Consider the following 22,244-nt stretch of genomic DNA (forward strand, 5'->3'; position numbering starts at 1 on the left):
TTGATTCCTGTAGATCGGGCGGGGATTCGCCCTGCTCCGCATTCCAGACAATGCGGGTTCGTTCAATTAAAAGAAGGCCTACGGGCGATGACTGGTATCCCGTATGCCTCCTTGTCGACCGCCTTATTGCAGTCTTAGCCCGCGAGATCGCGACTGGCGACCTCGCTGAGAATCTTTTCCAACACCTGCTCGATAGAGAGTTCGGTCGAATCCAGTTGAATGGCATCGGCTGCCGGTTTCAGTGGAGCGACTGCGCGCTGCATGTCTCGTTCGTCACGAGCGCGAATCTCGTCTAGGAGACTCGGCAGGCTAACACCTTCGACCTTGCCTTTCAACTGCAGATAACGGCGACGCGCACGCTCCTCGGCACTGGCCGTAAGGAATATCTTCAGCGGCGCCGCCGGGAAGACCACGGTCCCCATGTCACGCCCATCGGCAATCAAGCCTGGCGCGTCAAGGAACGCACGCTGACGCTGCAGCAGCGCGTCGCGTACTGCCGACAGTGACGCGACCATGGACGCCCCCGCGCCGATCTGTTCGTTGCGGATGGCATCGGTCACCTCCTCACCTTCGAGGATGATCCGCTGGCCCTTGCCATCGGTGGCTGCGATGAACTGCACGTCGAGATGGGCGGCAAGAACCTTGAGCGCTTCTTCGTTGGTCAGGTCGACGCCATGATTGCCGGCGGCAAAGGCCAGCAAGCGGTAGAGCGCACCGGAATCCAGCAGGTTCCAGCCCAGGCGCTGAGCCAACAGGCCTGCAACAGTCCCCTTTCCGGAACCGCTCGGGCCGTCGATGGTGATGACGGGAGTCAAACTGGTCATGATTTCGCCTCTTGCACTACTTGCATGCCGGCCTGGGCCGCCAGGTCGATAAAATTGGGGAAGGATGTGGCAACGCTGGCGCAGTCATGCACGCGAATCGTCGCCGAGGCCCTGAGTGCTGCCACGCTGAAGGCCATGGCGATTCGGTGGTCGCCATGGCTCCAGACTTCGCCACCACCGATCTCGCCACCTTCGATGATGATGCCGTCATGGGTCGGCTCGGCCTGAATACCCAGGGCAGCCAGACCGTCGGCCATGACCTGGATGCGGTCAGACTCCTTGAGCCGTAACTCTTCGGCCCCATGCAGAACGGTGCGCCCCTTGGCACAGGCGGCGGCAATGAACAACACCGGGAACTCGTCGATGGCCAAAGGCACCAGTTCCAGTGGAATGTCGATGCCTTGCAATTGCGCTGCCCGTACACGGATGTCAGCCACCGGCTCGCCGCCGGCATGACGCGGGTTTTCCAGGGCGATATCGGCCCCCATCAAACTCAGGATATCGATAACGCCCGTGCGCGTAGGGTTGACGCCTACATGCTGGAGAAGCAGGTCGGAGCCTTCGGCGATGCTGGCAGCAACCAGAAAGAATGCCGCCGAGGATATATCTGCCGGCACTTCGATGTGCGTCGCATTCAATTTGCCACCACCGACCAGGGCCGTGCGCTTGTCGCCAAGGGCAACCGGGTAACCGAAGCCCTGCAGCATCCGCTCGGTATGGTCACGGGTCGAAGCAGGCTCGCTGACCGAGGTTTCCCCACTGGCATAAAGCCCGGCGAGCAGCAGGCTGGACTTGACCTGGGCACTGGCCATCGGCATGTCGTAGTGATTGCCGCGCAAGCGCTGTCCGCCTTTGATCGAGATGGGTGGCAAGCCCCCAGCACTGGTTTCGATACTGGCGCCCATGGCACGCAGTGGCCTGGCGACACGTTCCATTGGCCGCTTGGACAAGGAGGCATCGCCTATCAGCGTGGTATCGAAAGGCTGGGCGGCGAGCAGGCCACTGAGCAGGCGCATGGATGTCCCGGAATTGCCCAGGTAGAGCGGGCCTGGCGGTGCTTTCAGCCCATGCAGACCGACCCCATGGATGGTCAGGCGGCCATGGTGCGGCCCTTCGATGACCACGCCCATGTCACGGAACGCCTGCAATGTCGCCAAGGCATCCTCGCCCTCGAGGAAGCCTTCGACCTCGGTGGTGCCTTCAGCCAACGAGCCGAGCATGATCGAGCGATGGGAAATGGATTTGTCGCCCGGCACGCGGATACTACCGCTCAGCACACCACCGGGACGAGCCTCGAACACCCTATCCCGCGCCTGCACCGACTCGACGTAGGCACGCCGCGCCAGGATCTTGCCGAAATGCTCGCGCGCCATACGCGCACGGGTGAACACGCCCAGCAACTGACGGCCATCGCTACCATCGATGGCGTCGCGTAGCGCATCGAGATCATCACGAAACGCATCGAGCGTACGCAACACCGCCTCACGATTGGCGAGGAAGATGTCATGCCACATCACTGGATCGCTACCGGCGATGCGCGTGAAGTCGCGGAAACCACCGGCCGCATAGCGGAAGATTTCCAGGTTCTCGCTGCGCTTGGCCAATGAGTCGACCAGGCCGAACGCCAGCAGGTGCGGCAGATGGCTGGTAGCCGCGAGCACCTGATCGTGATGCTCGACCTGCATATGCTCGACATCGGCCCCCAGGGCGCGCCAGAGGCGGTCGACCAACTCCAGCGCCTGGGAGTCGGTGTCTGGCGATGGCGTCAGGATCACCTTGTGGCGGCGGAACAGCTTGGCATTGGAAGCCTCGACACCACTCTGCTCCGAGCCGGCAATCGGATGCCCCGGGACGAAACGCACGGCGCCCAGGCCGAAAGCAGCGCGCGCGGCACGTACCACATTGCCCTTGGCGCTGCCGACATCGGTCAGCACCGCATCGCCCAGGGAAAAGCTCGCCAATTGTGCCAGCACTTTTTCCATGGCCAGAATCGGCACCGCGAGCTGGATCACCGTCGCCCCCTCGCAGGCGGCACGCAGGTCCGTCTCGCAGCGGTCGACCACGCCAAGGACCACGGCCTGACGGCGCGACTCGGCATCCAGGTCGACGCCGACGACTTCGCGAAACAGGCCTTTCTCGCGAATACCCTTGGCGAACGAACCGCCGATCAGGCCCAGGCCGACCACTACCAGCCGCTCCAGCGGCTGGCTATTGACCACCTCAGTCACCCGCCAGCACCTTGCCGAGCACGGCCAAGAAGCGCGCGTTCTCCTGTTCGGTGCCAATCGACACGCGCAGGAAAGTCGGCATGCCGTAGCCCCCGACCGGACGCACGATCACCCCCTCACGCAGTAGCGCCTGGTTGATCGGCGCGGCATCGCGAGCGAAGTCGACGGCAATGAAGTTGCAGCGCGACGGTATCCATTTCAGGCCCAGAGCGGCGAAACCCTCTTCGAGCTGACGCATGCCAGCCAGGTTCGCGCGGCGGCTTTCGGCCAGGTACTCGGCGTCATCCAGCGCGGCGCAGGCCGCCGCCAGGGCAAAGCTGTTGACGTTGAACGGCTGGCGCACGCGGTTGAGCACATCGGCGACCTGCGGCGACGACAGCGCATAACCAACGCGCAGCGAGGCCAGCCCATAGGCTTTGGAAAAGGTGCGCGAAACCAGCAGGTTCGGATAGCGCGCCAGATAGCTCAGGCCATCGGGCAGATCATCGCCTTCCGCATATTCGATATAGGCTTCGTCCAGCACCACCAGCACGCGCTCCGGCACTGCCGCCAGGAAACGCTCCAGTGCCTCGGCATCGAACCAGGTGCCCGTGGGGTTGTTCGGGTTGGCGATGAACACCACGCGCGTATCGGCATCGATGGCCGCCAGCATGGCATCGAGGTCGTGGCCATAGTCCTTGGCCGGCACCACCTTGCCCTTGGCACCGACCGCCTGGGTGGCGATAGGGTAGACGGCGAAGGCGTGCTCGCTGAATACGGCATTGACGCCCGGCGCCAGCCAGGCCCGCGCCACCAGGTCGAGAATGTCGTTGGAGCCATTACCCAGGGTAACCTGGGCGATCTCGACGCCGCAGCGCTCGGCCAGCTTCTGCTTGAGGTTGAAGCCATTGCCATCGGGATAACGGGTCAGCTCGGCCAGTTCGTCGCGGATGGCTTGCAAAGCCTTGGGGCTGGGGCCGAGCGGGTTTTCATTACTGGCCAGCTTGACGATGCCGGCCGGATCGAGACCGAGCTCACGCGCCAGTTCGTCGACCGGCTTGCCAGGCACATAGGGGGAAAGCTTCTGAACGCCCGGCACCGCCTGGGCGAGGAAATCGCAAGACATAGTTACAAGCCTCAAGCTACAAGCCGCAAGTCGGAAACCAGACGCCGCTCAACTTGCAGCTTGTGGCTTACAGCTTGCCGCTAGCGTTTAAAGTACCGCCTTCGGATACGACCCCAGCACCTTCACCGCCACGGAATCGTGCTGGATCTTCTCCAGCACGTCCCTGATCAGCGGGTCGCGGTGATGGCCGACGAAGTCGATGAAGAACACGTAGGTCCACTTGCCACTGCGCGACGGCCGGGTCTCGATCCGAGTCAGGTCGATGCCATTGGTATGGAACGGAAGCAGCAGTTCGTGCAAGGCACCCGGCTTGTTGCGCGTGGAGACGATGATCGATGTCTTGTCGTCGCCGGTCGGCGGCACTTCCTGGTTACCGATGATGAGGAAACGCGTGGAGTTGTCCGGGCGGTCCTCGATCTTGTCGAACAGCTTTTCCAGCCCGTACAAGCTGGCAGCCATGTCCCCGGCGATAGCCGCGGAATTCCATTCACTCTTGACGCGCCGGGCCGCCTCGGCATTACTCGAAACCGGCACGCGCTCGACGTTCGGGTAGTGCGCGTCCAACCACTTGCGGCATTGGGCCAGCGATTGGGCATGGGAATAGATGCGGGTAATCCTGTCGGTCTTGGTGGTATCGCCCACCAGCAGATGGTGGTGGATACGCAGCTCCACTTCGCCACAGATCACCAGGTCGTGCTCGAGGAAACTGTCCAGGGTGTGGTTGACCGCACCCTCGGTGGAGTTTTCCACCGGCACCACGCCGAAATTCACCGCGCCGGCCACGACCTCGCGGAACACCTCATCGATAGCCGCCATCGGCGCGCTGATCACCGCGTTACCGAAGTGCTTGATCGCCGCCGCCTGGGAAAAGGTGCCTTCCGGGCCCAGGTAGGCGACCTTGAGCGGCTGCTCCAAGGCTAGGCAGGACGACATGATTTCGCGGAACAAGCGGGCAACTTCCTCGTTACCGAGCGGCCCCTTGTTCAGCTCCATAATGTGCTTGAGCACCCAGGCTTCGCGCTCGGGACGGTAGAAGATCGGCGTCTCGCCAGCCGGCAGGGACTGCATCTTCACCCGCGCCACATCCTGGGCACAGCGTGCGCGCTCGCTGATCAGCTCGAGAATCTTCTCGTCGAGGCTGTCGATGCGGACCCGCAGCGCCCTGAGCTGATCGGCTTCACTCATCAGGCGTGTTCCTTCTCGAATTCAGCCATGTAGGCGATCAATGCCTCGACGGCATCCAGGCCGGTGGCGTTGTAGATCGACGCCCGCATGCCGCCAACCGAACGATGCCCTTTGAGGTTGAGCAAGCCGCGCGCATCGGCACCGGCCAGGAAGGCCTTGTCCAGCTTCTCGTCGGCAAGACGGAACGGGATGTTCATCCAGGAACGATTGGCCAGCTGGATCGGGTTGGTGTAGAAGTCGCTGGCGTCGATGGCCTTGTACAGCAGGTCCTTCTTCGCGCGGTTGCGCTTTTCCATCGCCTCGACGCCGCCCTGCTCCTTCAACCACTCGAAGACCAGGCCGGACAGGTACCAGGAATAGGTCGCCGGGGTGTTGTACATCGAACCGTTATCGGCCGAGGTCTTGTAGTTGAGCATGGTCGGGCAAACGCTGCGGGCACGGCCGAGCAGGTCTTCGCGGATCGCCACGACCACCAGCCCGCTCGGGCCGATGTTCTTCTGCGCGCCGGCATAGATCAGGCCGTACTGCGACACGTCGACCGGACGCGACAGGATGTCCGAGGACATGTCCACCACCAGCGGCACATCCCCCGTCTGCGGCACCCAGTCGAACTGCAGGCCGCCGATGGTTTCGTTGCTGGCGTAGTGGACGTAGGCGGCATTGGCCGACAGTTTCCACTCGTTCTGCCCCGGAATCGCGAAGTAATCGTAGGGTTTGGCGCTGGCGGCGACGTTGACCGCACCATAGCGACGTGCCTCATCGATGGCCTTGCGCGACCAGATACCGGTGTCGATGTAGTCGGCAACACCGTCTTCGGGCAGCAGGTTCAGCGCGACCTCGGCGAACTGCTGGCTGGCCCCGCCCTGCAGGAACAGCACCTTGTAATCGGATGGCACGCTCAGCAAATCGCGGAAGTCGCGTTCGGCTTTTTCAGCAATAGCGACATACTCGTCACTACGATGGCTCATTTCCATGACGGAAACGCCAAGGCCGTTCCAGTCGAGCATTTCCGCCTGGGCACGCTCCAGTACGGCGGTGGGCAGCGCGGCTGGGCCGGCGCAGAAGTTATGGGCTCGCTTGCTCATTTACTCACTCTTCGTCATCAGCCGGGCCGGCATCGGCTGCCGCACCGTCCAGGTTTTCAGCATTAGGCTCGTCATTGCTCTCGGCCACGCCCTCTTCCAACGATCCCTCGACAGCGTCCAACTCCTCGTCCACGGACGGCTCCTGGACGCGCTCCAGGCCAACCAGGGTTTCATCCTTGGCCAGCTTGATCAGGGTCACGCCCTGGGTATTACGTCCGGAGCTGGAAACTTCGTCGACACGGGTACGCACCAGGGTGCCCTGGTCGGAGATCAACATGATCTCTTCGCCATCCTGGACCTGGATCGCACCGATCAGCGGACCATTACGCTCCTTGGTGACCATGGCGATCACCCCCTGGCCACCACGCCCACGGCGTGGGAACTTGCTCAGCGCGGTGCGCTTGCCGAAGCCACGCTCGGAGGCGGTGAGAATCTGCGCGCCCGACTCGGGGATCAGCATGGAAATCAGTTGCTGCTCCTTACTCAGGCGCATGCCACGGATACCACGGGCGCCACGGCCCATCACGCGCACCACGCTTTCGGCGAAGCGGATGACCTTGCCGGCGCTGGAGAACAGCATGACCTCCTTGGCGCCGTCGGTGATCGCGGCGGCGATCAGGGTGTCGCCTTCCTTGAGTTTCAGAGCGATCAGGCCGTTGGAACGGGGACGGCTGAACTGCACCAGCGGAGTCTTCTTCACGGTGCCAAGCGCGGTGGCCATGAAAATGTAGGCGCCAGTCGGCTCGGCCACCAGTTCGGCGGTCTCGCCTTCGACTTCCTCGACCTCGGCAGCCTCGACAACCTCTTCGGCCTCGAGCACTTCGCCTTCGATCACGCCATCCTCGGCGTCATCCAGGTCTTCGTCGGCACCGCCATTCTGCTGTTGCAGGGCTTCCAGGTCGATCTGCAGCATCGCGGTGATGCGCTCGCCTTCGTCCAACGGCAGCAGGTTGATCAGCGGACGACCGCGAGCGGTACGCGAGGCTTCCGGAATCTCGAAGGTGCGCAACCAGTAGACCTTGCCCTTGCTGGAGAACAGCAGCAGCGTGGCGTGGCTGTTGGCGACCAGCAGGTGTTCGATGTAGTCCTCGTCCTTCACGCCCGTCGCCGACTTGCCACGGCCACCACGGCGCTGGGCCTGGTACGCGGCCAGCGGTTGCGACTTGGCGTAGCCGCCGTGGGAGATGGTCACCACGCGGTCTTCTTCGGTGATCAGGTCGGCGATGGTCAGGTCGACCTGGGACGCGACGATCTCGGTACGGCGGGCGTCGCCGAACTCGGCCTTGACCTTCTCCAGCTCCTCGCGGATGACTTCCATCAGGCGCTCGGGGCTGTTGAGGATGCGCAGCAACTCGCCGATCTGGACCAGGATTTCCTGGTACTCGGACAACAGCTTCTCGTGTTCCAGGCCGGTCAGGCGGTGCAGGCGCAGCTCAAGGATGGCCTGGGCCTGCTCGGGCGACAGGAAATACTTGCCGTCGCGCAGGCCATATTGCGGGTCGAGGTTTTCCGGGCGGCAGGAGTCGGCGCCGGCACGTTCGACCATCGCCTCCACCGCGGAGGACTCCCAGGCTTGCGCGATCAGGCGCTCCTTGGCCTCGGCCGGGGTCGGCGAGGTCTTGATCAGCTCGATCACCGGGTCGATGTTCGACAGCGCGACCGCCTGGCCTTCGAGGATGTGGCCGCGCTCGCGGGCCTTGCGCAGCTCGTAGACGGTCCGCCGGGTCACCACTTCGCGGCGGTGACGAACGAACACTTCGAGCATGTCCTTGAGGTTCAGCAGACGCGGCTGGCCATCGACCAGGGCCACGACGTTGATACCGAATACGCTCTGCAACTGGGTCTGGGCATAGAGGTTGTTGAGCACGACCTCTGGCACTTCTCCGCGACGCAACTCGATGACCACGCGCATGCCGTCCTTGTCGGACTCGTCGCGCAGTTCGGTGATGCCTTCGAGCTTCTTCTCCTTGACCAGCTCGGCGATCTTCTCGATCAGCCGCGCCTTGTTCAACTGGTACGGCAGCTCGGTGATGACGATCTGCTGGCGACCGCCAACCTTGTCGATATCCTCGACATCGGCTCGAGCGCGGATATAGATGCGTCCACGGCCGGTGCGGTAAGCCTCGATGATGCCCGCGCGACCGTTGATGATGCCCGCGGTCGGGAAGTCCGGACCGGGGATGTAGCGCATCAGGTCGTCGACCGTCAGTTCCGGGTTCTCGATCAGCGCCAGGCAGCCGTCGATGACCTCGCCCAGGTTGTGCGGCGGGATGTTGGTCGCCATGCCCACGGCGATACCGCTGGAGCCGTTGACCAGCAGGTTGGGGATCTTGGTCGGCATGACCGCCGGGATCTGCTCGGTGCCGTCGTAGTTGGGCACCCAGTCGACGGTTTCCTTCTCCAGGTCGGCCAGCAACTCGTGGGCCAGCTTGGCCATGCGCACTTCGGTGTATCGCATGGCCGCGGCGTTGTCGCCGTCCACCGAACCGAAGTTGCCCTGGCCGTCGACCAGCATGTAGCGCAGCGAGAACGGCTGGGCCATGCGCACGATGGTGTCATAGACAGCCGTATCGCCGTGCGGGTGGTATTTACCGATGACGTCACCGACCACACGGGCGGATTTCTTGTAGGGCTTGTTCCAGTCGTTGCCCAGCTCGCTCATCGCATAGAGCACGCGACGGTGCACCGGCTTTAGGCCATCACGCGCATCGGGCAGCGCGCGACCGACGATTACGCTCATGGCGTAGTCGAGGTAGGACTGCTTCAGCTCGTCTTCGATATTGACCGGGAGGATTTCTTTGGCCAGTTCACCCATGAGAAGCCTGGTTCCTTTTTCTGGTGAAACCCCGCGCCTGCATCCTGCGGCCGCGGAGTCTGCTGGTCGCCCCTGCTCGGCGGCGACGCATGCAAATCAACGAGTTATGTTGGTAATTCGTGACAGACGGCAGCTCTTCCGGAGCCACCTGGAAAACTGCCGGAGATTACCACAACCGGGCGCGTGGACCTAGGGGCTGTAATTTAGTAGCGGCAAGCCGCAAGCTCCAGGCCACAGGTTGAAGGCAGGACGATCCCAGCCCCGGGCCATGCTTTCACTTGTGGCTTGGGGCTTGCTCAGTGCAGGCGCTTGCGACTCATGAGCTGCTCCAGCTTCGCCGCATCGGGTCGCTCGACTACGCCCTTTTCGGTGACGATCACGTCGATCAGGTCCGCCGGGGTCACGTCAAACGCCGGATTGAACACCGGCACGCCCGCCGCGACACGATGCCCCACGACCTCCAGCAACTCATCGGCGGCACACTCCTCGATGAGCATGTCTTCGCCAGTCTCCAGGCTCATGTCGATGACCGAACTCGGCGCCACGACCATGAACCGCACGCCATGGTGCATGGCGCACACCGAGAGCTGATAGGTGCCAGTCCTGCTGGCCACGTCGCCATTGGCGGCAATGCGCTCGGCACCGACGATGACCCAGGTGACCCCGCGACTCTTCATCAGATGGGCAGCCGCCGAATCACTGTTAAGAATCACCGGCACATCATCGACCATCAATTCCCAGGCGGTCAGCCGTGAGCCCTGGAGCCATGGCCGGGTTTCATCGACGTAGACACACTCGACCAGCCCCTCCAGGTGCGCAGCCCGGATCACTCCCAGCGCCGCGCCGAAGCCACCGCCGGCAAGCGCCCCGGAATTGCCATGGGTCAACAGGTTCTGGGAGTTGCCCTGATGCCTGCGGATCTGCTCCATGCCGAACTGCGCCATGGCCAGGCTGGCCTCGCGGTCACTGGCATGGATCGACAGCGCCTCGGCTTCGAGCAGGGCAACCGCGTCGTCGTCCACGGCACAGCGCTGCAGGCGATCACGCATGCGTTCGATCACCCAGGCGGCCGAACACACCGCCGACAGGCGCCGGAGGTCTTCATCCAGGGCGGGCAACCACTCGCCACGGCCCTCGACCTGCGCATCACGAGCCGCCAACACCAGGGCATAAGCGGCGGCGATGCCAATCGCCGCCTCACCGCAGACCACCCGCTCGACAATGGCCCTGACCACGTCAGCAGCCGTCACATACTCCTGCCAGACCTCCCGCAGGGGCAACAAACGCTGGTCGAGCAGGTACAACGTGCCATTTCGCCATTCAATGGCCTTGACCTTCTCCGCCGCCAGCAACCGCTCGCGCATGGCACACCCCACTTGCAGAAACGAAAAGGCGCGGATTATAGCGAGCCGCGCGCACAGACGCTCGGTTATACTGCCGCCACCCTCGAAGCCACAGGATCACGCCTCCATGCCCACCGCCGCCGCCCCTCTCGACCTGTTGCTCCTGCCAAGCTGGCTGGTGCCCGTCGAGCCGGCCGGCGTGGTGCTGCGCGAGCATGGCCTGGGCATCCGTGACGGCCATATCGTCCTGATCGCTCCGCGCGCCGAAGCCCTGCGGCATCCGGCCAAGGAGGTGCGCGAACTCCCCGGGCACCTGCTCACGCCCGGCCTGGTCAATGCCCATGGTCACGCGGCGATGACCCTGTTCCGTGGCTTGGCCGACGACCTGCCGCTGATGGACTGGCTGAAGAACCACATCTGGCCGGCCGAAGCCCGCTGGGTCGACGAAACCTTCGTCCACGACGGCACCGAGCTGGCCATCGCCGAGATGATAAAGGGAGGGATCAGTTGCTTCTCGGACATGTACTTCTTCCCGGAAGTCGCCTGCGAGCTCGTGCATAAAAGCGGCATACGCGCACAACTGACCATCCCGGTACTGGATTTCCCGACACCAGGCGCCCGCGACGCCGACGAGGCCCTGCGCAAGGGCCTCAGGCTGTTCGATGAACTGAGGCTGCACCCGCGGATCAAGATCGCTTTCGGCCCGCACGCGCCCTACTCGGTCAGCGACGACAAGCTGGAAAACGTGCGCATGCTGGCCGAGGAGCTGGACGCCGGCATCCATATGCACGTCCACGAGACAGCCTTCGAAATCCAGCAGAGTCTCGAACGGCATGGCATGCGCCCCCTTGAGCGCCTGTCGCGCCTGGGCCTGCTCGGCCCGCGCTTCCAGGCCGTGCACATGACCCAGGTCAGCGACGAAGACATCGCCCTGCTGGTAGAAAGCAACAGCAACGTGATCCACTGCCCCGAATCCAACCTCAAGCTGGCCAGCGGCTTCTGTCCGGTGGAAAAACTCTGGCAGGCCGGGGTCAACGTCGCCATCGGCACCGACGGCGCGGCAAGCAACAACGACCTCGACCTGCTCGGCGAAACCCGTACCGCCGCCCTGCTGGCCAAGGCCGTCGCCGGCAGCGCCATCGCCCTGGATGCCCACAGCGCCCTGCGCATGGCCACGCTGAACGGCGCCCGCGCCCTGGGCATGGATGAACACACCGGCTCGCTGGAGATCGGCAAGCTGGCCGACATCGTCGCCTTCGATCTCTCCGGCCTGGCCCAGCAACCGATCTACGATCCGGTTTCGCAACTGATCTATACCGGCGATCGCCACTGCGCCAGGCACCTCTGGGTTGGCGGCAAGCAACTGCTGGAGCAGGGCCGCCTGACGCGCCTGGACGAAGCCGCCATCATCGCCAAGGCGCGTGACTGGGGCTCCCGCATCGCCGCCAAGCATTCGATTTGAAGGAAACCTCAATGAGCAACGTCGACAACGCCGAAATCGCCAAATTCGAAGCCCTGGCCCATCGCTGGTGGGACCGCGAAAGCGAATTCAAACCCCTGCACGACATCAACCCGTTGCGGGTCAACTGGATCGACGAACGCGTCGGCCTGGCCGGCAAGCGCGTCCTCGATGTCGGCTGTGGCGGCGGCATCCTCAGCGAAGCCATGGCCCAGCGTGGCGCCACTGTCACGGGCATCGACATGGGCGAAGCGCCGCTGGCCGTGGCGCAACTGCACCAACTGGAGTCGGGGGTCGAGGTGGAATACCGGCAGATCACCGCCGAAGCCCTCGCCGAGGAGATGCCCGGCCAGTTCGACGTGGTCACCTGCCTGGAAATGCTCGAACACGTGCCCGATCCAGCGTCGGTGATCCGCGCCTGCCAGCGCATGGTCAAGCCCGGCGGCCAGGTGTTCTTCTCGACCATCAACCGCAACCCCAAGGCCTACCTGTTCGCCATCATCGGCGCCGAATACGTCATGCGCCTGCTGCCACGCGGCACCCACGACTTCAAGAAATTCATCCGCCCCTCGGAACTGGGTGCCTGGAGCCGCGCCGCCGGCCTGCAGGTCAAGGACATCATCGGCCTGACCTACAACCCGCTGACCAAGCACTACAAGCTGGCCGCGGATGTCGACGTCAACTACATGATCCAGACCCTGAACGAGGAGTGATGCATGCGCCTGCGAGCCGTACTCTTCGACATGGATGGCACCTTGCTCGACACCGCGCCGGACTTCGTCGCCATCTGCCAGGCGATGCGGGAAGCCCACGGCATGCCGCCAGCCAATGAACAGGCGATCCGCGACGTGGTTTCCGGGGGAGCCAGGGCCATGGTCTCGGTGACATTCGGCATACCAGCCGAAGCCGAAGGCTTCGAGGCCTTGCGCACGGAATTCCTCGACCGCTATCAGGATCACTGCGCGGTACACAGCCGCCTGTTCGACGGCATGGAACAAGTGCTCAGCGATATTGAACGCGGCCGGCTGAGCTGGGGCGTAGCGACCAACAAGCCGGTGCGCTACGCCGAACCGATCATGCGCCAGCTTGGCCTTGCCGAACGCTCGGCGGTACTGGTCTGCCCGGACCACGTGACACGCAGCAAACCCGATCCGGAAATGCTGCTGCTGGCTTGCAAGAAGCTCGGCCTGGCACCTCAGGAAGTGCTGTTCGTCGGTGATGACCTGCGCGATATCGAGGCCGGCCATGCCGCTGGTTGCCGGACCGTGGCGGTCACCTACGGCTACATCCACCCCGAGGACAACCCACGCAACTGGGGCGCCGACGCAGTGATCGATCACCCGCTGGAACTGCGCGCCCTGCTGGATCAGGCACTCTGCAACTGCTGACCGGTCAACCCAGAACGAATCCCAGAGCGGTAGCGACCCACTTCGTCGCAAGCCGCCGCGCGCCCTGCCTTGACTCGAAACATGCCACTGCCGGCATGTCGTGCTCCGAAGGAGACATCCATGTTCGACTACACCGCCCGCCCCGATCTGCTGCAAGGCCGCGTCATCCTAGTAACCGGTGCCGGCCGTGGCATCGGTGCGGCCGCCGCGAAGACCTTCGCCGCCCATGGCGCGACAGTCCTGCTGCTGGGCAAGACCGAAGCCAATCTGACCGAGGTCTACGACGCCATCGAGGCTGCCGGGCATCCTCAGCCAGCCGTTATCCCGTTCAACCTGGAAACCGCCCTGCCCCACCAATACGACGAACTGGCAGCCATGCTGGAAAAAGAGTTCGGCCGGATCGACGGCGTGCTGCACAACGCCTCTATCGTCGGCCCGCGCACGCCACTGGAACAGCTGTCCGGCGACAACTTCATGCGCGTCATGCAGATCAACGTCAATGCCATGTTCATGCTGACCAGCACCCTGCTGCCCTTGCTGAAGCTTTCCGAAGATGCCTCGGTGGTCTTCACCAGCAGCAGCGTCGGACGCAAGGGGCGGGCTTACTGGGGCGCCTATGCCGTTTCCAAATTCGCCACCGAAGGCCTGATGCAAGTGCTGGCCGATGAAGTGGACGGCATCAGCAACGTACGCGCCAACAGTGTCAACCCGGGCGCGACCCGGACCAGCATGCGCGCCCAGGCCTATCCTGGCGAGAACCCCACGGACAATCCCGAGCCAGGCGCCATCATGCCGGTCTATCTCTATCTGATGGGCCCGGACAGCAAAGGCACCAACGGCCAGGCCTTCAACGCCCAATGACCCGACACTGGCGACTGCCGGTTTTCCGGCAGTCGCCAGACAACCAGCATCAATTGGCCAGCATGCCCGTCAGCCAACCGGCAAATATTTGCCGCAACACGTCTAAAATAAAAATAAATTATTGATAAATAAAGAATTTATATAATTGGCACGGACTTGGCTTAGCAACCTCTATCAAAGCGCACAAGCGCCAGAGGTTGAGCACTATGGTTCCAAAGAATCACTCCAACACCATCGATTTCGACGCAGCAAAACTGCAGCGCCTGGGCTATGCGAGCCGCAAGCAACAGGCCATCAAGCCTGTCAGCCTGGCGCAGTTGCACCAGAGGCTGAGCCTGCAGTTGCAGACCTCGCTCGAGGTCGAACGGATCTTAGAACTGTTCTTCGTACAGGTTCAGCAACTGATTCCGCTCGACGCGCTGGGCTACCAGCTTGCCTCCTGCGACCTGCGCCTGGAAATTGGCGAGCGAGCCACCCACTCCGCCGGTTATCGGCTGAACCATGAAGGTGACTATCTCGGCGAACTGGTGTTTCGCCGCGGCCACCGCTTCAGCGAAGACGAATTGAGTCAACTGGAGTCGCTGCTGGCCTGCCTGCTTTTCCCTCTGCGCAACGCCCTGCTCTATCGCACCGCCCTGCAGATCGCCCTGCGCGATCCATTGACCGGTTCGGGTAACCGCATCGCCATGAGCCAGACCCTGCAACGTGAGATCGAACTCTCCCGACGCAGCCTGCAACCACTGTCCGTACTGATGCTCGACATCGACCATTTCAAGCGGATCAACGATGAGCACGGCCACCTGATCGGCGACGAAGTCCTGAAAAACGTCGCCAACGCCCTCAAGGGCAGCCTGCGTAACGTCGACATGGTGTTTCGCTATGGTGGCGAGGAGTTCCTGGTCCTGCTCTCCAATACCTCCTGCGAAGCGGGCGTCATGATTGGCGAACGCCTGCGGGTGGCCATCGAGGAATTGCAGCACGCGGTAGAGAATCAGCCCATCAAGCTGTCGATCAGCCTTGGCTGCGCCACCCTGCAAGCCGGAGAAGGGGCGGAAAGCCTGCTCCGCCGCGCCGATACCGCGCTCTACGCAGCCAAGCGCGACGGACGCAACCGGATTTCAATGGCCAGTTGAAACAGCCTCAAGCCTGAGCTTGAGGCCTACGTCCCTGCCTCTTGAAGCAGCCCTCAGCGCTTACGGCCAGGCCCTGGACGCTGTCCATCGCCACTCGGGCGCGGCGTACGTTTTCTCACCTCGGAAGGGCGCTCGGCGAGGGTGCCACGCTGATTGCCGCGACCTTCCCCCGCCGGTTTGCGCGGCGCACGAGCCCGGCGCTCGGGCTCGACTTGCGGCGCATCGTCATGAGCCGGGCGCAGAACCCGCTTTGAACGCTCCGAGCGTTCCGTGCGGGTCATCGGCTTGGCCGATTTGCGCTGCAGACGGTCGAGCTTCTCGCGCATCTTTTCCTTCATTGCCGGCAATTGCACGGGCTTGAGGCCGACTTCCTCACTGAGGATATCGACCTCACGCTGGCCCATCTCGCGCCAGCGTCCCATGGGCAGGTCCGAGGTCATGAATACCGGACCGAAACGTACGCGTTTCAGACGGCTGACCACCAGCCCCTGGGATTCCCAAAGGCGACGCACCTCACGGTTGCGCCCTTCCATCACCACGCAGTGATACCAATGGTTGAAGCCTTCGCCCCCCGGCGCTTCCTTGATATCGGTGAACTTGGCCGGGCCGTCTTCGAGCATGACGCCCGCCTTGAGCTGCTCGATCATCTCCTCGGTCACTTCGCCACGCACGCGCACCGCGTACTCGCGATCCATCTCGTAGGACGGATGCATCAGGCGGTTGGCCAACTCACCGTCGGTGGTGAACAGCAACAGGCCGGTGGTGTTGATGTCGAGGCGGCCGATATTGATCCAGCGACCTTCCTTCGGGCGCGGCAGGCGATCGAAAATCGTCGGACGGCCCTCCGGGTCATCACGGGTGCAAATCTCGCCTTCCGGCTTGTTGTAGATCAATACGCGGCGAACGGTCTCGGCCAATTCTTCACGCTTGAGCAGGCGGCCGTCGACGCTGATGGCATCGTGCAGGTCGACCCGGGCACCGAGGGTCGCCACCACGCCATTGACCTTGACCCGGCCCTGGGCGATCCAGGTCTCGATGTCACGACGCGAGCCCTGCCCCATGCGGGCCAGGACTTTCTGCAGTTTTTCGCCGCTGGGGCGGGGTTGTTCTTCGATTTCACTCATCTGGGCACCTCCCGGTGTATCACTGTGACAGGCGGCCGTGGCCGGCAAAAGGTCGCGCATCATACGCGGTTCGCCTTGAGGGCGCACGAAGACTATAGACGAGCGCCGAGTCGAGGAAAGCGCTCAACGCGGGACGACTGGGCTCAATGCTCCCGCTCGATGTCGTCGTCGGCCTCCACCGAGGATCGCTCAGGCACGGCCGGCTCGGCCTGCAACAGGTCGTCGAAGTCGGTCTTCAGTCCCTGCTCCATGGTGTCGAGTTCGGCCAGCAGGCTGCGGAAGCTGGTTTCCTCGCGAGGCTCCTGCTCCTCGTCGCCCTCTAGGGCCAGGTCGGCGCGCGCTTGCAGTTGCGCCGGCACGGGAACCTCATCGTCGAGGATCGCCACGGGCTCCGGCTCCATCTCACGCAATGCCGCCAGGGTTGGCAACTCGTCGAGGTTCTTCAGATTGAAGTGATCGAGAAATTGCCGGGTGGTGGCGAACATCGCGGGCCGGCCGGGCACATCACGGTAGCCGACGACACGAATCCACTCGCGCTCCATCAGGGTCTTGACGATCTGGCTGTTGACCGCCACGCCACGGATATCCTCGATCTCGCCACGGGTGATCGGCTGGCGGTAGGCGACCAGCGCCAGGGTCTCCAGCAAGGCCCGCGAATAACGCTGCGGGCGCTCCTCCCACAGGCGCCCGACCCAGGTGGCATAGGTCTCGCGTACCTGCAGGCGATAACCGGATGCCACTTCCTTCAATTCGAAGGCACGCCCCTCGCAGGTACGCGCCAGGATGCTCAGGGCATCGCGAAAGGTCGAGATTTCCGGACGCTCGTTTTCCTCGAACAGCTCGGCCAACCGTTCCAGGGACATCGGCTTGCCCGAGGCGAGCAGCAATGCTTCGAGCAGGACGGCTAGCTGGTGAGGGTCGGACAGGGTCATCGTCTGGAAAACCTGAAAGCGGGCGGGAAAACGCGGCTCCGGACAAAAATGTCAACGAAGGCGGCGCCAGCTTAGCAAAGCCATGCGCCATTGGCTTCAGGCGTGGTTGATCTCGCTTTCCTCGATGATTTCCGCGACCAGCACCTGATCCGGCCCATCGAGAAAATACTCGTGCGGCAACGGCTCGCGCAGGCGCATGTACGAGGCTTCTCCGACCTGCATGGTGTGGCCGGCGACCATCCGCGCGCCACTTTCGCGCAGGTAACTCAGCACATTGTCGAACAGCTCTGAATAACGCTCGCCCTCATGATGCCCTTGCGCCAGCGCGGCGAAATCCGGCAGGCCGAAGACAGCGGCACCATAGGTACGCATCCAGGTCCCGTCGAGGCCCTCGACGTCATATTTGACGAAGCCACAGTACAGGGCGGTCAACGGCATGCCACGCAGGACTTCCAGGCTTTGGCTGCCAAGGCTTTCATCACTGAAGACACCGGCAGGCAGCGAAGTGCGTGCGGTTTCGTTGAGTACCGCGATGGCGCCCAACTGCGCCAAGGCCCCGACACGGCGGCAAGAGCGACGTACTGCTCCAGCGGATCGTCTTCGTAGCCGGCGTAATACAGCAGGATATGGCTGGCGTGGGCACGCACCTGTTCCTTCAGCGCCTGCGAATAGTGCGCCGGCGCCACGCAAGCCTCGATCGACTCCTGCGGAGACGACAGGTCGAAGCCGACCATCTGCACCACATGCCGGCCCCAGCCAGCCAGGGCGAAGAACTGTTCGACCTCGGTTGAAATATCACAGCTCGCCCCAGCCATTTCCGGGTGATAGCCACGCAGCCGCGCCGTCAGGACGGACTGATCCCTGGGCAACCCAGCGGGGAAAACCACCTGCAGGCTGACATTACCCTTGAGCTGCGGGTTGGCGACCAACCCCGATGACTGCGCCTTGCCCGCATCCTTGCGGCCGAAGAAACGCGAAAAAATACTCATATCGAAACCTCCCCTGGCAAACGACTTCCTGATTACAACGACTCGAACGCGTCGATCTCGTCGACGTCCCGTTCGGCACGAACCCGCACGTGGATCGCGGCGAACGGTGCATTCTGAACGAGTTCGACCAGCGATTCCTTGATCAACTCGAGAATTGCCATGAAGGTCACGACTACGCCAAGGCGCCCCTCTTCCTCACTGAAAAGCTTTACGAACGGCACGAAAGCACCGCCCTTGAGACGCTCCAGCACCTCACTCATGCGCTCGCGGGTCGATAGGACCTCGCGAGTCACCTGATGGCTTTCGAACATGTCGGCACGGCGCAGGACCTCGGCCATGGACAGCAGCAGGTCTTCCAGGGGGACATCCGGCAACAGCTTGCGGGCCCGCGCCTCGGGTGCCTCCAGCCTGGGCACGGTAAGGTCACGACCGACCCTGGGCAGACCATCGAGGTCCTCGGCGGCCGCCTTGAAGCGCTCGTACTCCTGCAGGCGTCGGATCAGTTCGGCACGCGGATCGTCTTCTTCCGCCTCGGCTTCGGCGGAGCGCGGCAGCAGCATGCGCGACTTGATCTCCGCCAGCATCGCCGCCATCACCAGGTATTCGGCGGCCAGCTCCAGGCGCACCGACTTCATCAGCTCGACGTAGCCCATGTACTGCTTGGTGATCTCGGCCACCGGGATATCGAGAATGTCGATGTTCTGCTTGCGGATCAGATACAGCAGCAGGTCCAGCGGCCCTTCGAAGGCCTCAAGAAACACCTCCAATGCATCGGGCGGGATGTAGAGATCGACCGGCAGTTCAGTGAGTGCCTCGCCATAGACCAGGGCCAGTGGCAGTTGCTGCTGAACGTCGTGCTGCTGAGCCGGGGCTCGATCCTCGACGGCCTCGCTCACTCGGCATCATCCTGGAATGGCGACGGGTCACCACAGCCGACACGAATCACGCTCGGTTCGCCCTCGGCCAGGTTGACCACGGTTGACGCCTCCAGGCCGCCGAAACCGCCATCGATCACCAGATCGACCTGATGCTCGAGCACCTGCCGGATCTCGTAGGGATCGCTCATCGGCAGTTGCTCGCCCGGCATGATCAGGCTGACGCTCATCAACGGCTCGCCCAACTCCTCGGCAAGCGCCAGGGCGATAGGGTGTGCCGGCACCCGCAGACCAATCGTGCGTCGCTTCGGATGCAACAGCATGCGCGGGACTTCACGGGTCGCGTTGAGAATGAATGTATAGGGGCCTGGCGTGTGGGCCTTGAGCAGACGAAAGGCACCGGTGTCGACCTTGGCGAACAGGCCGATCTGCGACAGGTCGCTGCAGACCAGGGTGAAGTTGTGCTTTTCGTCGAGCTGGCGCAGGCGGCGGATACGCTCGACCGCGGCTTTATCGCCCGTCAGGCAACCCAGCGCGTAGGACGAATCGGTGGGATAGACCACGACGCCGCCATGGCGAATGATATCCACCGCCTGCTTGATCAGCCGCGGCTGCGGGTTTTCCGGGTGAATCTGGAAGAATTGACTCATGACAGGGGCCTGTTCAGACGGCAGCAGAGCGTGGGCTATGGGCATGATCGAAGCGCTCCCACAAAGGTGGCAGGTCATCGGGTAACGGCCGGTACATCCCCAGCTCCGACCAGTCGCCTGGCGCATGGAAATCACTGCCGACACTCGCCAGCAGGCCGAACTCGCGAGCCAGGATCGCCAGCCCGCCCACCTGCTCGGCGGGCTGCAGGCCGTTGACCACTTCCAGGGCATGGCCACCCGCGGCAATGAAGTCCGCGACCAGGCGCCGCCGCTTGCTGCGGGTGAAGGCGTATAGCCAGGGATGGGCCAGGCTGATCCAGGCGCCAGAATCGCGCAAGGTCGTCACAGTCTGTTCCAGGGTCGGCCAGTGCTGCTTGACATCACCGAGCTTGCCGGCCCCCAGCCATTTGCGAAATGCCTCGGCATGATCGCGCACATGGCCGCTGCGCACCAGGAATTCGGCGAAATGCGGCCTGGCCGGTGCGTTACCACTGTCGCCCAGTTGCTGTTGCACGGCACGCGCGCCCTCCAGCGCCCCGGCCATGCCCTTGGCGTCCAGGCGCCGGGAAATCTCCTGCGCGCGCAACCAGCGCCCCTGGTGCAACTCAGCGATGGCTGCCCGCAATGCCGGGGCCTCGCAGGCGAAGGCATAGCCCAGCACATGGATGGTCGCCCCACCCCAGGTACAGGAAAGCTCGATGCCGTTTATCAGGCGCATGCCCAGGCGATCGGCGGTCACGCGTGCCTCTTCCAGCCCCTCGACCGTATCGTGGTCGGTCAGGGCGAGCATCTGCACACCGCGCTCATGGGCACGAGTGACCAGCGCGGCCGGCGCGAGAACGCCGTCCGATGCGGTGCTGTGGCAATGCAGATCAACTTTCATGGGGCCGCTTTCGCCGTTAATGATGTTTGTTATTATGCCGCGACATCCCGCTTCTGGCTGCCGCCGTGAAACAATTCATCGACTTCATCCCGCTGCTTCTGTTTTTCATCGTCTACAAACTCGATCCACGTACCCATGAGATCGCCGGCCACTCCATCGAGGTCGGCGGCATCTTCAGCGCCACGGCCGTGCTCATAGCCAGTTCGGTGGTGGTCTATGGCACCCTGCTGGTGGTGCAGCGCAAGCTGGAGAAAGGCCAATGGTTGACCTTGCTCGCCTGCCTTTTGTTCGGCGGATTCACCCTGGCCTTCCATAGCGAGACCGTGCTCAAGTGGAAAGCCCCGGTGGTGAACTGGCTGTTCGCCCTGGGTTTCGCCGCCAGCCATTTCGTCGGCGAAAAGGTCCTGGTGCAGCGCATCATGGGTCATGCCGTCAACCTGCCGCAGCAAGTCTGGACGCGCCTGAACATCGCCTGGATCGTATTCTTCATCTTCAGTGGCTGCGCCAACCTGTTCGTTGCCTTCACCTTCGAATCCATCTGGGTCGACTTCAAGGTCTTCGGCAGCCTTGGCATGACCCTGCTGTTCATGATCGCCCAGGGCATCTACCTGGCCCGCCACATGCGCGACGACGCGCCCCAGCAAAGCAAGGACTGACATGCTCTACGCCATCATCGCCACCGACGCTCCGCAATCCTTGGAAAACCGCCTCGCCAGCCGCCCCGCGCACCTGGAGCGCCTGGAACAGTTGAAAAGCGAAGGTCGCCTGGTCCTTGCCGGCCCGCACCCGGCCATCGACAGCAACGACCCGGGCCAGGCCGGTTTCAGCGGCAGCCTGATCGTCGCCGAGTTCGCGTCCCTGGAGCAGGCACGGCAATGGGCCGATGCCGATCCGTACAAGGCGGCCGGCGTCTACGTCGACGTCCAGGTCAAACCATTCAAGCGCGTACTGCCCTGATCATGCGCAAAGGCTCGTTGCCCCTGCTGCTCGCCAGCCTGCTCGCGGTGCCCCCGAGCATGGCCGAGCCAAACGCCCCACAGGCATTGCCGCTCACCATTCAGACCGGCAACCCACACGCCGAAGAGCTTGCCGAACTGCGCCAGCAACTCGCGCAAAGCGAGCAGCTGCGCGTCCAGCAAGCCGACAGCGGCGAACAGGACAGCGCCCTGGCCAATCGCCTACGCCAGGAGAACCAGCGTCTCAAGCTGCAGCTCAAACAAGCGCTCGCACAATCCGCCAACGGGCGCCTGCTCAATGAACAGCAGACCTGGTTTGCCACGGGCGCCGGGGTTGCCGTGCTGGCCTTCCTGCTCGGCATTTTCACCGGCGGACGTCGTAACAAGCGCCAGAGTCAATGGGTCTGAC

At 63.3% G+C, this 22,244-nt stretch carries 22 protein-coding genes; 8 read left to right on the top strand and 14 right to left on the bottom strand.

Annotated elements, in window-relative coordinates; translation table 11 throughout:
- Positions 1–134 precede the first annotated feature (134 nt).
- The 7 genes from cmk to mtnA all read right to left on the bottom strand — a co-directional run bounded on the left by cmk (position 135) and on the right by mtnA (position 10,606).
- Entirely contained in the window at positions 135–824 is a 690-nt protein-coding gene (gene cmk / locus ACSZPK_RS09860) for a (d)CMP kinase (protein WP_437881276.1), read from the bottom strand.
- A complete protein-coding gene (locus ACSZPK_RS09865; protein WP_437881277.1) occupies positions 821–3,052 on the bottom strand; it encodes a bifunctional prephenate dehydrogenase/3-phosphoshikimate 1-carboxyvinyltransferase in 2,232 nt (743 codons plus the stop codon). The genes cmk and ACSZPK_RS09865 overlap by 4 nt, the downstream gene beginning before the upstream one ends.
- Positions 3,045–4,157 carry a histidinol-phosphate transaminase gene (gene hisC / locus ACSZPK_RS09870; protein ID WP_437881278.1) on the bottom strand — a complete coding sequence of 371 codons (1,113 nt, stop codon included), beginning with the start codon at positions 4,155–4,157 and terminating at the stop codon, positions 3,045–3,047. Before hisC ends, ACSZPK_RS09865 begins: the two co-directional genes overlap by 8 nt.
- Before the next feature lie 87 nt (positions 4,158–4,244).
- Positions 4,245–5,342, bottom strand: a complete 1,098-nt coding sequence (pheA, locus tag ACSZPK_RS09875) for a prephenate dehydratase (protein WP_437881279.1) — start codon at positions 5,340–5,342, stop codon at positions 4,245–4,247.
- Positions 5,342–6,427: a 3-phosphoserine/phosphohydroxythreonine transaminase gene (gene serC / locus ACSZPK_RS09880; RefSeq protein WP_437881280.1), complete on the bottom strand. Its 1,086-nt coding sequence runs from the start codon at positions 6,425–6,427 to the stop codon at positions 5,342–5,344. The genes pheA and serC overlap by 1 nt, the downstream gene beginning before the upstream one ends.
- 4 nt (positions 6,428–6,431) lie before the next feature.
- Complete coding sequence (gene gyrA / locus ACSZPK_RS09885) at positions 6,432–9,242, bottom strand: DNA gyrase subunit A (protein WP_437881281.1); 2,811 nt, start codon at positions 9,240–9,242, stop codon at positions 6,432–6,434.
- A gap of 296 nt (positions 9,243–9,538) precedes the next feature.
- Positions 9,539–10,606 (bottom strand): S-methyl-5-thioribose-1-phosphate isomerase, encoded by a 1,068-nt coding sequence (gene mtnA, locus ACSZPK_RS09890; RefSeq protein ID WP_437881282.1) that lies wholly within the window; start codon positions 10,604–10,606, stop codon positions 9,539–9,541.
- A 106-nt stretch (positions 10,607–10,712) separates the two neighbouring features.
- On the opposite strand from mtnA, the gene ACSZPK_RS09895 reads away from it, so the two are divergent.
- The 5 genes from ACSZPK_RS09895 to ACSZPK_RS09915 all read left to right on the top strand — a co-directional run bounded on the left by ACSZPK_RS09895 (position 10,713) and on the right by ACSZPK_RS09915 (position 15,426).
- Positions 10,713–12,047 carry a TRZ/ATZ family hydrolase gene (locus tag ACSZPK_RS09895; RefSeq protein WP_437881283.1) on the top strand — a complete coding sequence of 445 codons (1,335 nt, stop codon included), beginning with the start codon at positions 10,713–10,715 and terminating at the stop codon, positions 12,045–12,047.
- Positions 12,048–12,058: 11 nt separating this feature from the next.
- Positions 12,059–12,757, top strand: coding sequence for a bifunctional 2-polyprenyl-6-hydroxyphenol methylase/3-demethylubiquinol 3-O-methyltransferase UbiG (ubiG, locus tag ACSZPK_RS09900; protein WP_437881284.1), 699 nt, complete (start codon positions 12,059–12,061; stop codon positions 12,755–12,757).
- A gap of 3 nt (positions 12,758–12,760) precedes the next feature.
- Complete coding sequence (mupP, locus tag ACSZPK_RS09905; RefSeq protein WP_437881285.1) at positions 12,761–13,432, top strand: N-acetylmuramic acid 6-phosphate phosphatase MupP; 672 nt, start codon at positions 12,761–12,763, stop codon at positions 13,430–13,432.
- A gap of 120 nt (positions 13,433–13,552) precedes the next feature.
- Positions 13,553–14,293: a YciK family oxidoreductase gene (locus tag ACSZPK_RS09910; protein ID WP_437881286.1), complete on the top strand. Its 741-nt coding sequence runs from the start codon at positions 13,553–13,555 to the stop codon at positions 14,291–14,293.
- A 206-nt stretch (positions 14,294–14,499) separates the two neighbouring features.
- Complete coding sequence (locus ACSZPK_RS09915; RefSeq protein WP_437881287.1) at positions 14,500–15,426, top strand: GGDEF domain-containing protein; 927 nt, start codon at positions 14,500–14,502, stop codon at positions 15,424–15,426.
- 53 nt (positions 15,427–15,479) lie between these two features.
- Here ACSZPK_RS09915 and rluB read toward each other — a convergent pair whose 3' ends face one another.
- The 7 genes from rluB to ACSZPK_RS09950 all read right to left on the bottom strand — a co-directional run bounded on the left by rluB (position 15,480) and on the right by ACSZPK_RS09950 (position 20,879).
- Positions 15,480–16,550: a 23S rRNA pseudouridine(2605) synthase RluB gene (gene rluB / locus ACSZPK_RS09920; RefSeq protein ID WP_437881288.1), complete on the bottom strand. Its 1,071-nt coding sequence runs from the start codon at positions 16,548–16,550 to the stop codon at positions 15,480–15,482.
- Between the two features lie 143 nt (positions 16,551–16,693).
- Positions 16,694–17,482 (bottom strand): SMC-Scp complex subunit ScpB, encoded by a 789-nt coding sequence (scpB, locus tag ACSZPK_RS09925; RefSeq protein ID WP_437881289.1) that lies wholly within the window; start codon positions 17,480–17,482, stop codon positions 16,694–16,696.
- A gap of 96 nt (positions 17,483–17,578) precedes the next feature.
- On the bottom strand, positions 17,579–17,920 hold the full coding sequence (locus ACSZPK_RS09930; protein WP_437881290.1) for a DUF4261 domain-containing protein: 342 nt from the start codon (positions 17,918–17,920) through the stop codon (positions 17,579–17,581).
- Positions 17,911–18,471 carry a hypothetical protein gene (locus tag ACSZPK_RS09935; RefSeq protein WP_437881291.1) on the bottom strand — a complete coding sequence of 187 codons (561 nt, stop codon included), beginning with the start codon at positions 18,469–18,471 and terminating at the stop codon, positions 17,911–17,913. Before ACSZPK_RS09935 ends, ACSZPK_RS09930 begins: the two co-directional genes overlap by 10 nt.
- A 32-nt stretch (positions 18,472–18,503) precedes the next feature.
- The gene (locus tag ACSZPK_RS09940) at positions 18,504–19,238 is read right to left on the bottom strand and encodes a segregation and condensation protein A (protein WP_437881571.1); all 735 of its coding nucleotides are present in this window, start codon (positions 19,236–19,238) and stop codon (positions 18,504–18,506) included.
- Positions 19,239–19,363: 125 nt separating this feature from the next.
- Positions 19,364–19,996: an L-threonylcarbamoyladenylate synthase gene (locus tag ACSZPK_RS09945; protein WP_437881292.1), complete on the bottom strand. Its 633-nt coding sequence runs from the start codon at positions 19,994–19,996 to the stop codon at positions 19,364–19,366.
- Between the two features lie 13 nt (positions 19,997–20,009).
- Entirely contained in the window at positions 20,010–20,879 is an 870-nt protein-coding gene (locus ACSZPK_RS09950) for a PHP domain-containing protein (protein ID WP_437881293.1), read from the bottom strand.
- Between the two features lie 65 nt (positions 20,880–20,944).
- Between ACSZPK_RS09950 and ACSZPK_RS09955 the strand changes: the two genes are divergently transcribed.
- Genes ACSZPK_RS09955 through ACSZPK_RS09965 form a run of 3 tightly spaced genes read left to right on the top strand, consistent with a single transcriptional unit; the run spans position 20,945 to position 22,243 of the window.
- Positions 20,945–21,535, top strand: a complete 591-nt coding sequence (locus ACSZPK_RS09955) for a septation protein A (RefSeq protein ID WP_437881294.1) — start codon at positions 20,945–20,947, stop codon at positions 21,533–21,535.
- A gap of 1 nt (position 21,536) precedes the next feature.
- Positions 21,537–21,836, top strand: a complete 300-nt coding sequence (locus ACSZPK_RS09960; RefSeq protein WP_437881295.1) for a YciI family protein — start codon at positions 21,537–21,539, stop codon at positions 21,834–21,836.
- Positions 21,837–21,838: 2 nt separating this feature from the next.
- A complete protein-coding gene (locus ACSZPK_RS09965) occupies positions 21,839–22,243 on the top strand; it encodes a translation initiation factor 2 (RefSeq protein ID WP_437881296.1) in 405 nt (134 codons plus the stop codon).
- Position 22,244: the final 1 nt, after the last annotated feature.

It is taken from the genome of Pseudomonas sp. LRF_L74 (assembly GCF_965644255.1).
GTDB lineage: Bacteria > Pseudomonadota > Gammaproteobacteria > Pseudomonadales > Pseudomonadaceae > Aquipseudomonas.

Coding starts and splice junctions, on each gene's coding strand:
- cmk (WP_437881276.1), bottom strand. CDS start 824: ATGACCAGTTTGACTCCCGTCATCACCATCGACGGCCCGAGCGGTTCC.
- hisC (WP_437881278.1), bottom strand. CDS start 4,157: ATGTCTTGCGATTTCCTCGCCCAGGCGGTGCCGGGCGTTCAGAAGCTT.
- pheA (WP_437881279.1), bottom strand. CDS start 5,342: ATGAGTGAAGCCGATCAGCTCAGGGCGCTGCGGGTCCGCATCGACAGC.
- serC (WP_437881280.1), bottom strand. CDS start 6,427: ATGAGCAAGCGAGCCCATAACTTCTGCGCCGGCCCAGCCGCGCTGCCC.
- gyrA (WP_437881281.1), bottom strand. CDS start 9,242: ATGGGTGAACTGGCCAAAGAAATCCTCCCGGTCAATATCGAAGACGAG.
- mtnA (WP_437881282.1), bottom strand. CDS start 10,606: ATGCGCGAGCGGTTGCTGGCGGCGGAGAAGGTCAAGGCCATTGAATGG.
- ACSZPK_RS09895 (WP_437881283.1), top strand. CDS start 10,713: ATGCCCACCGCCGCCGCCCCTCTCGACCTGTTGCTCCTGCCAAGCTGG.
- ubiG (WP_437881284.1), top strand. CDS start 12,059: ATGAGCAACGTCGACAACGCCGAAATCGCCAAATTCGAAGCCCTGGCC.
- mupP (WP_437881285.1), top strand. CDS start 12,761: ATGCGCCTGCGAGCCGTACTCTTCGACATGGATGGCACCTTGCTCGAC.
- ACSZPK_RS09910 (WP_437881286.1), top strand. CDS start 13,553: ATGTTCGACTACACCGCCCGCCCCGATCTGCTGCAAGGCCGCGTCATC.
- ACSZPK_RS09915 (WP_437881287.1), top strand. CDS start 14,500: ATGGTTCCAAAGAATCACTCCAACACCATCGATTTCGACGCAGCAAAA.
- rluB (WP_437881288.1), bottom strand. CDS start 16,550: ATGAGTGAAATCGAAGAACAACCCCGCCCCAGCGGCGAAAAACTGCAG.
- scpB (WP_437881289.1), bottom strand. CDS start 17,482: ATGACCCTGTCCGACCCTCACCAGCTAGCCGTCCTGCTCGAAGCATTG.
- ACSZPK_RS09930 (WP_437881290.1), bottom strand. CDS start 17,920: ATGCCGTTGACCGCCCTGTACTGTGGCTTCGTCAAATATGACGTCGAG.
- ACSZPK_RS09935 (WP_437881291.1), bottom strand. CDS start 18,471: ATGAGTATTTTTTCGCGTTTCTTCGGCCGCAAGGATGCGGGCAAGGCG.
- ACSZPK_RS09945 (WP_437881292.1), bottom strand. CDS start 19,996: ATGAGTCAATTCTTCCAGATTCACCCGGAAAACCCGCAGCCGCGGCTG.
- ACSZPK_RS09950 (WP_437881293.1), bottom strand. CDS start 20,879: ATGAAAGTTGATCTGCATTGCCACAGCACCGCATCGGACGGCGTTCTC.
- ACSZPK_RS09960 (WP_437881295.1), top strand. CDS start 21,537: ATGCTCTACGCCATCATCGCCACCGACGCTCCGCAATCCTTGGAAAAC.
- ACSZPK_RS09965 (WP_437881296.1), top strand. CDS start 21,839: ATGCGCAAAGGCTCGTTGCCCCTGCTGCTCGCCAGCCTGCTCGCGGTG.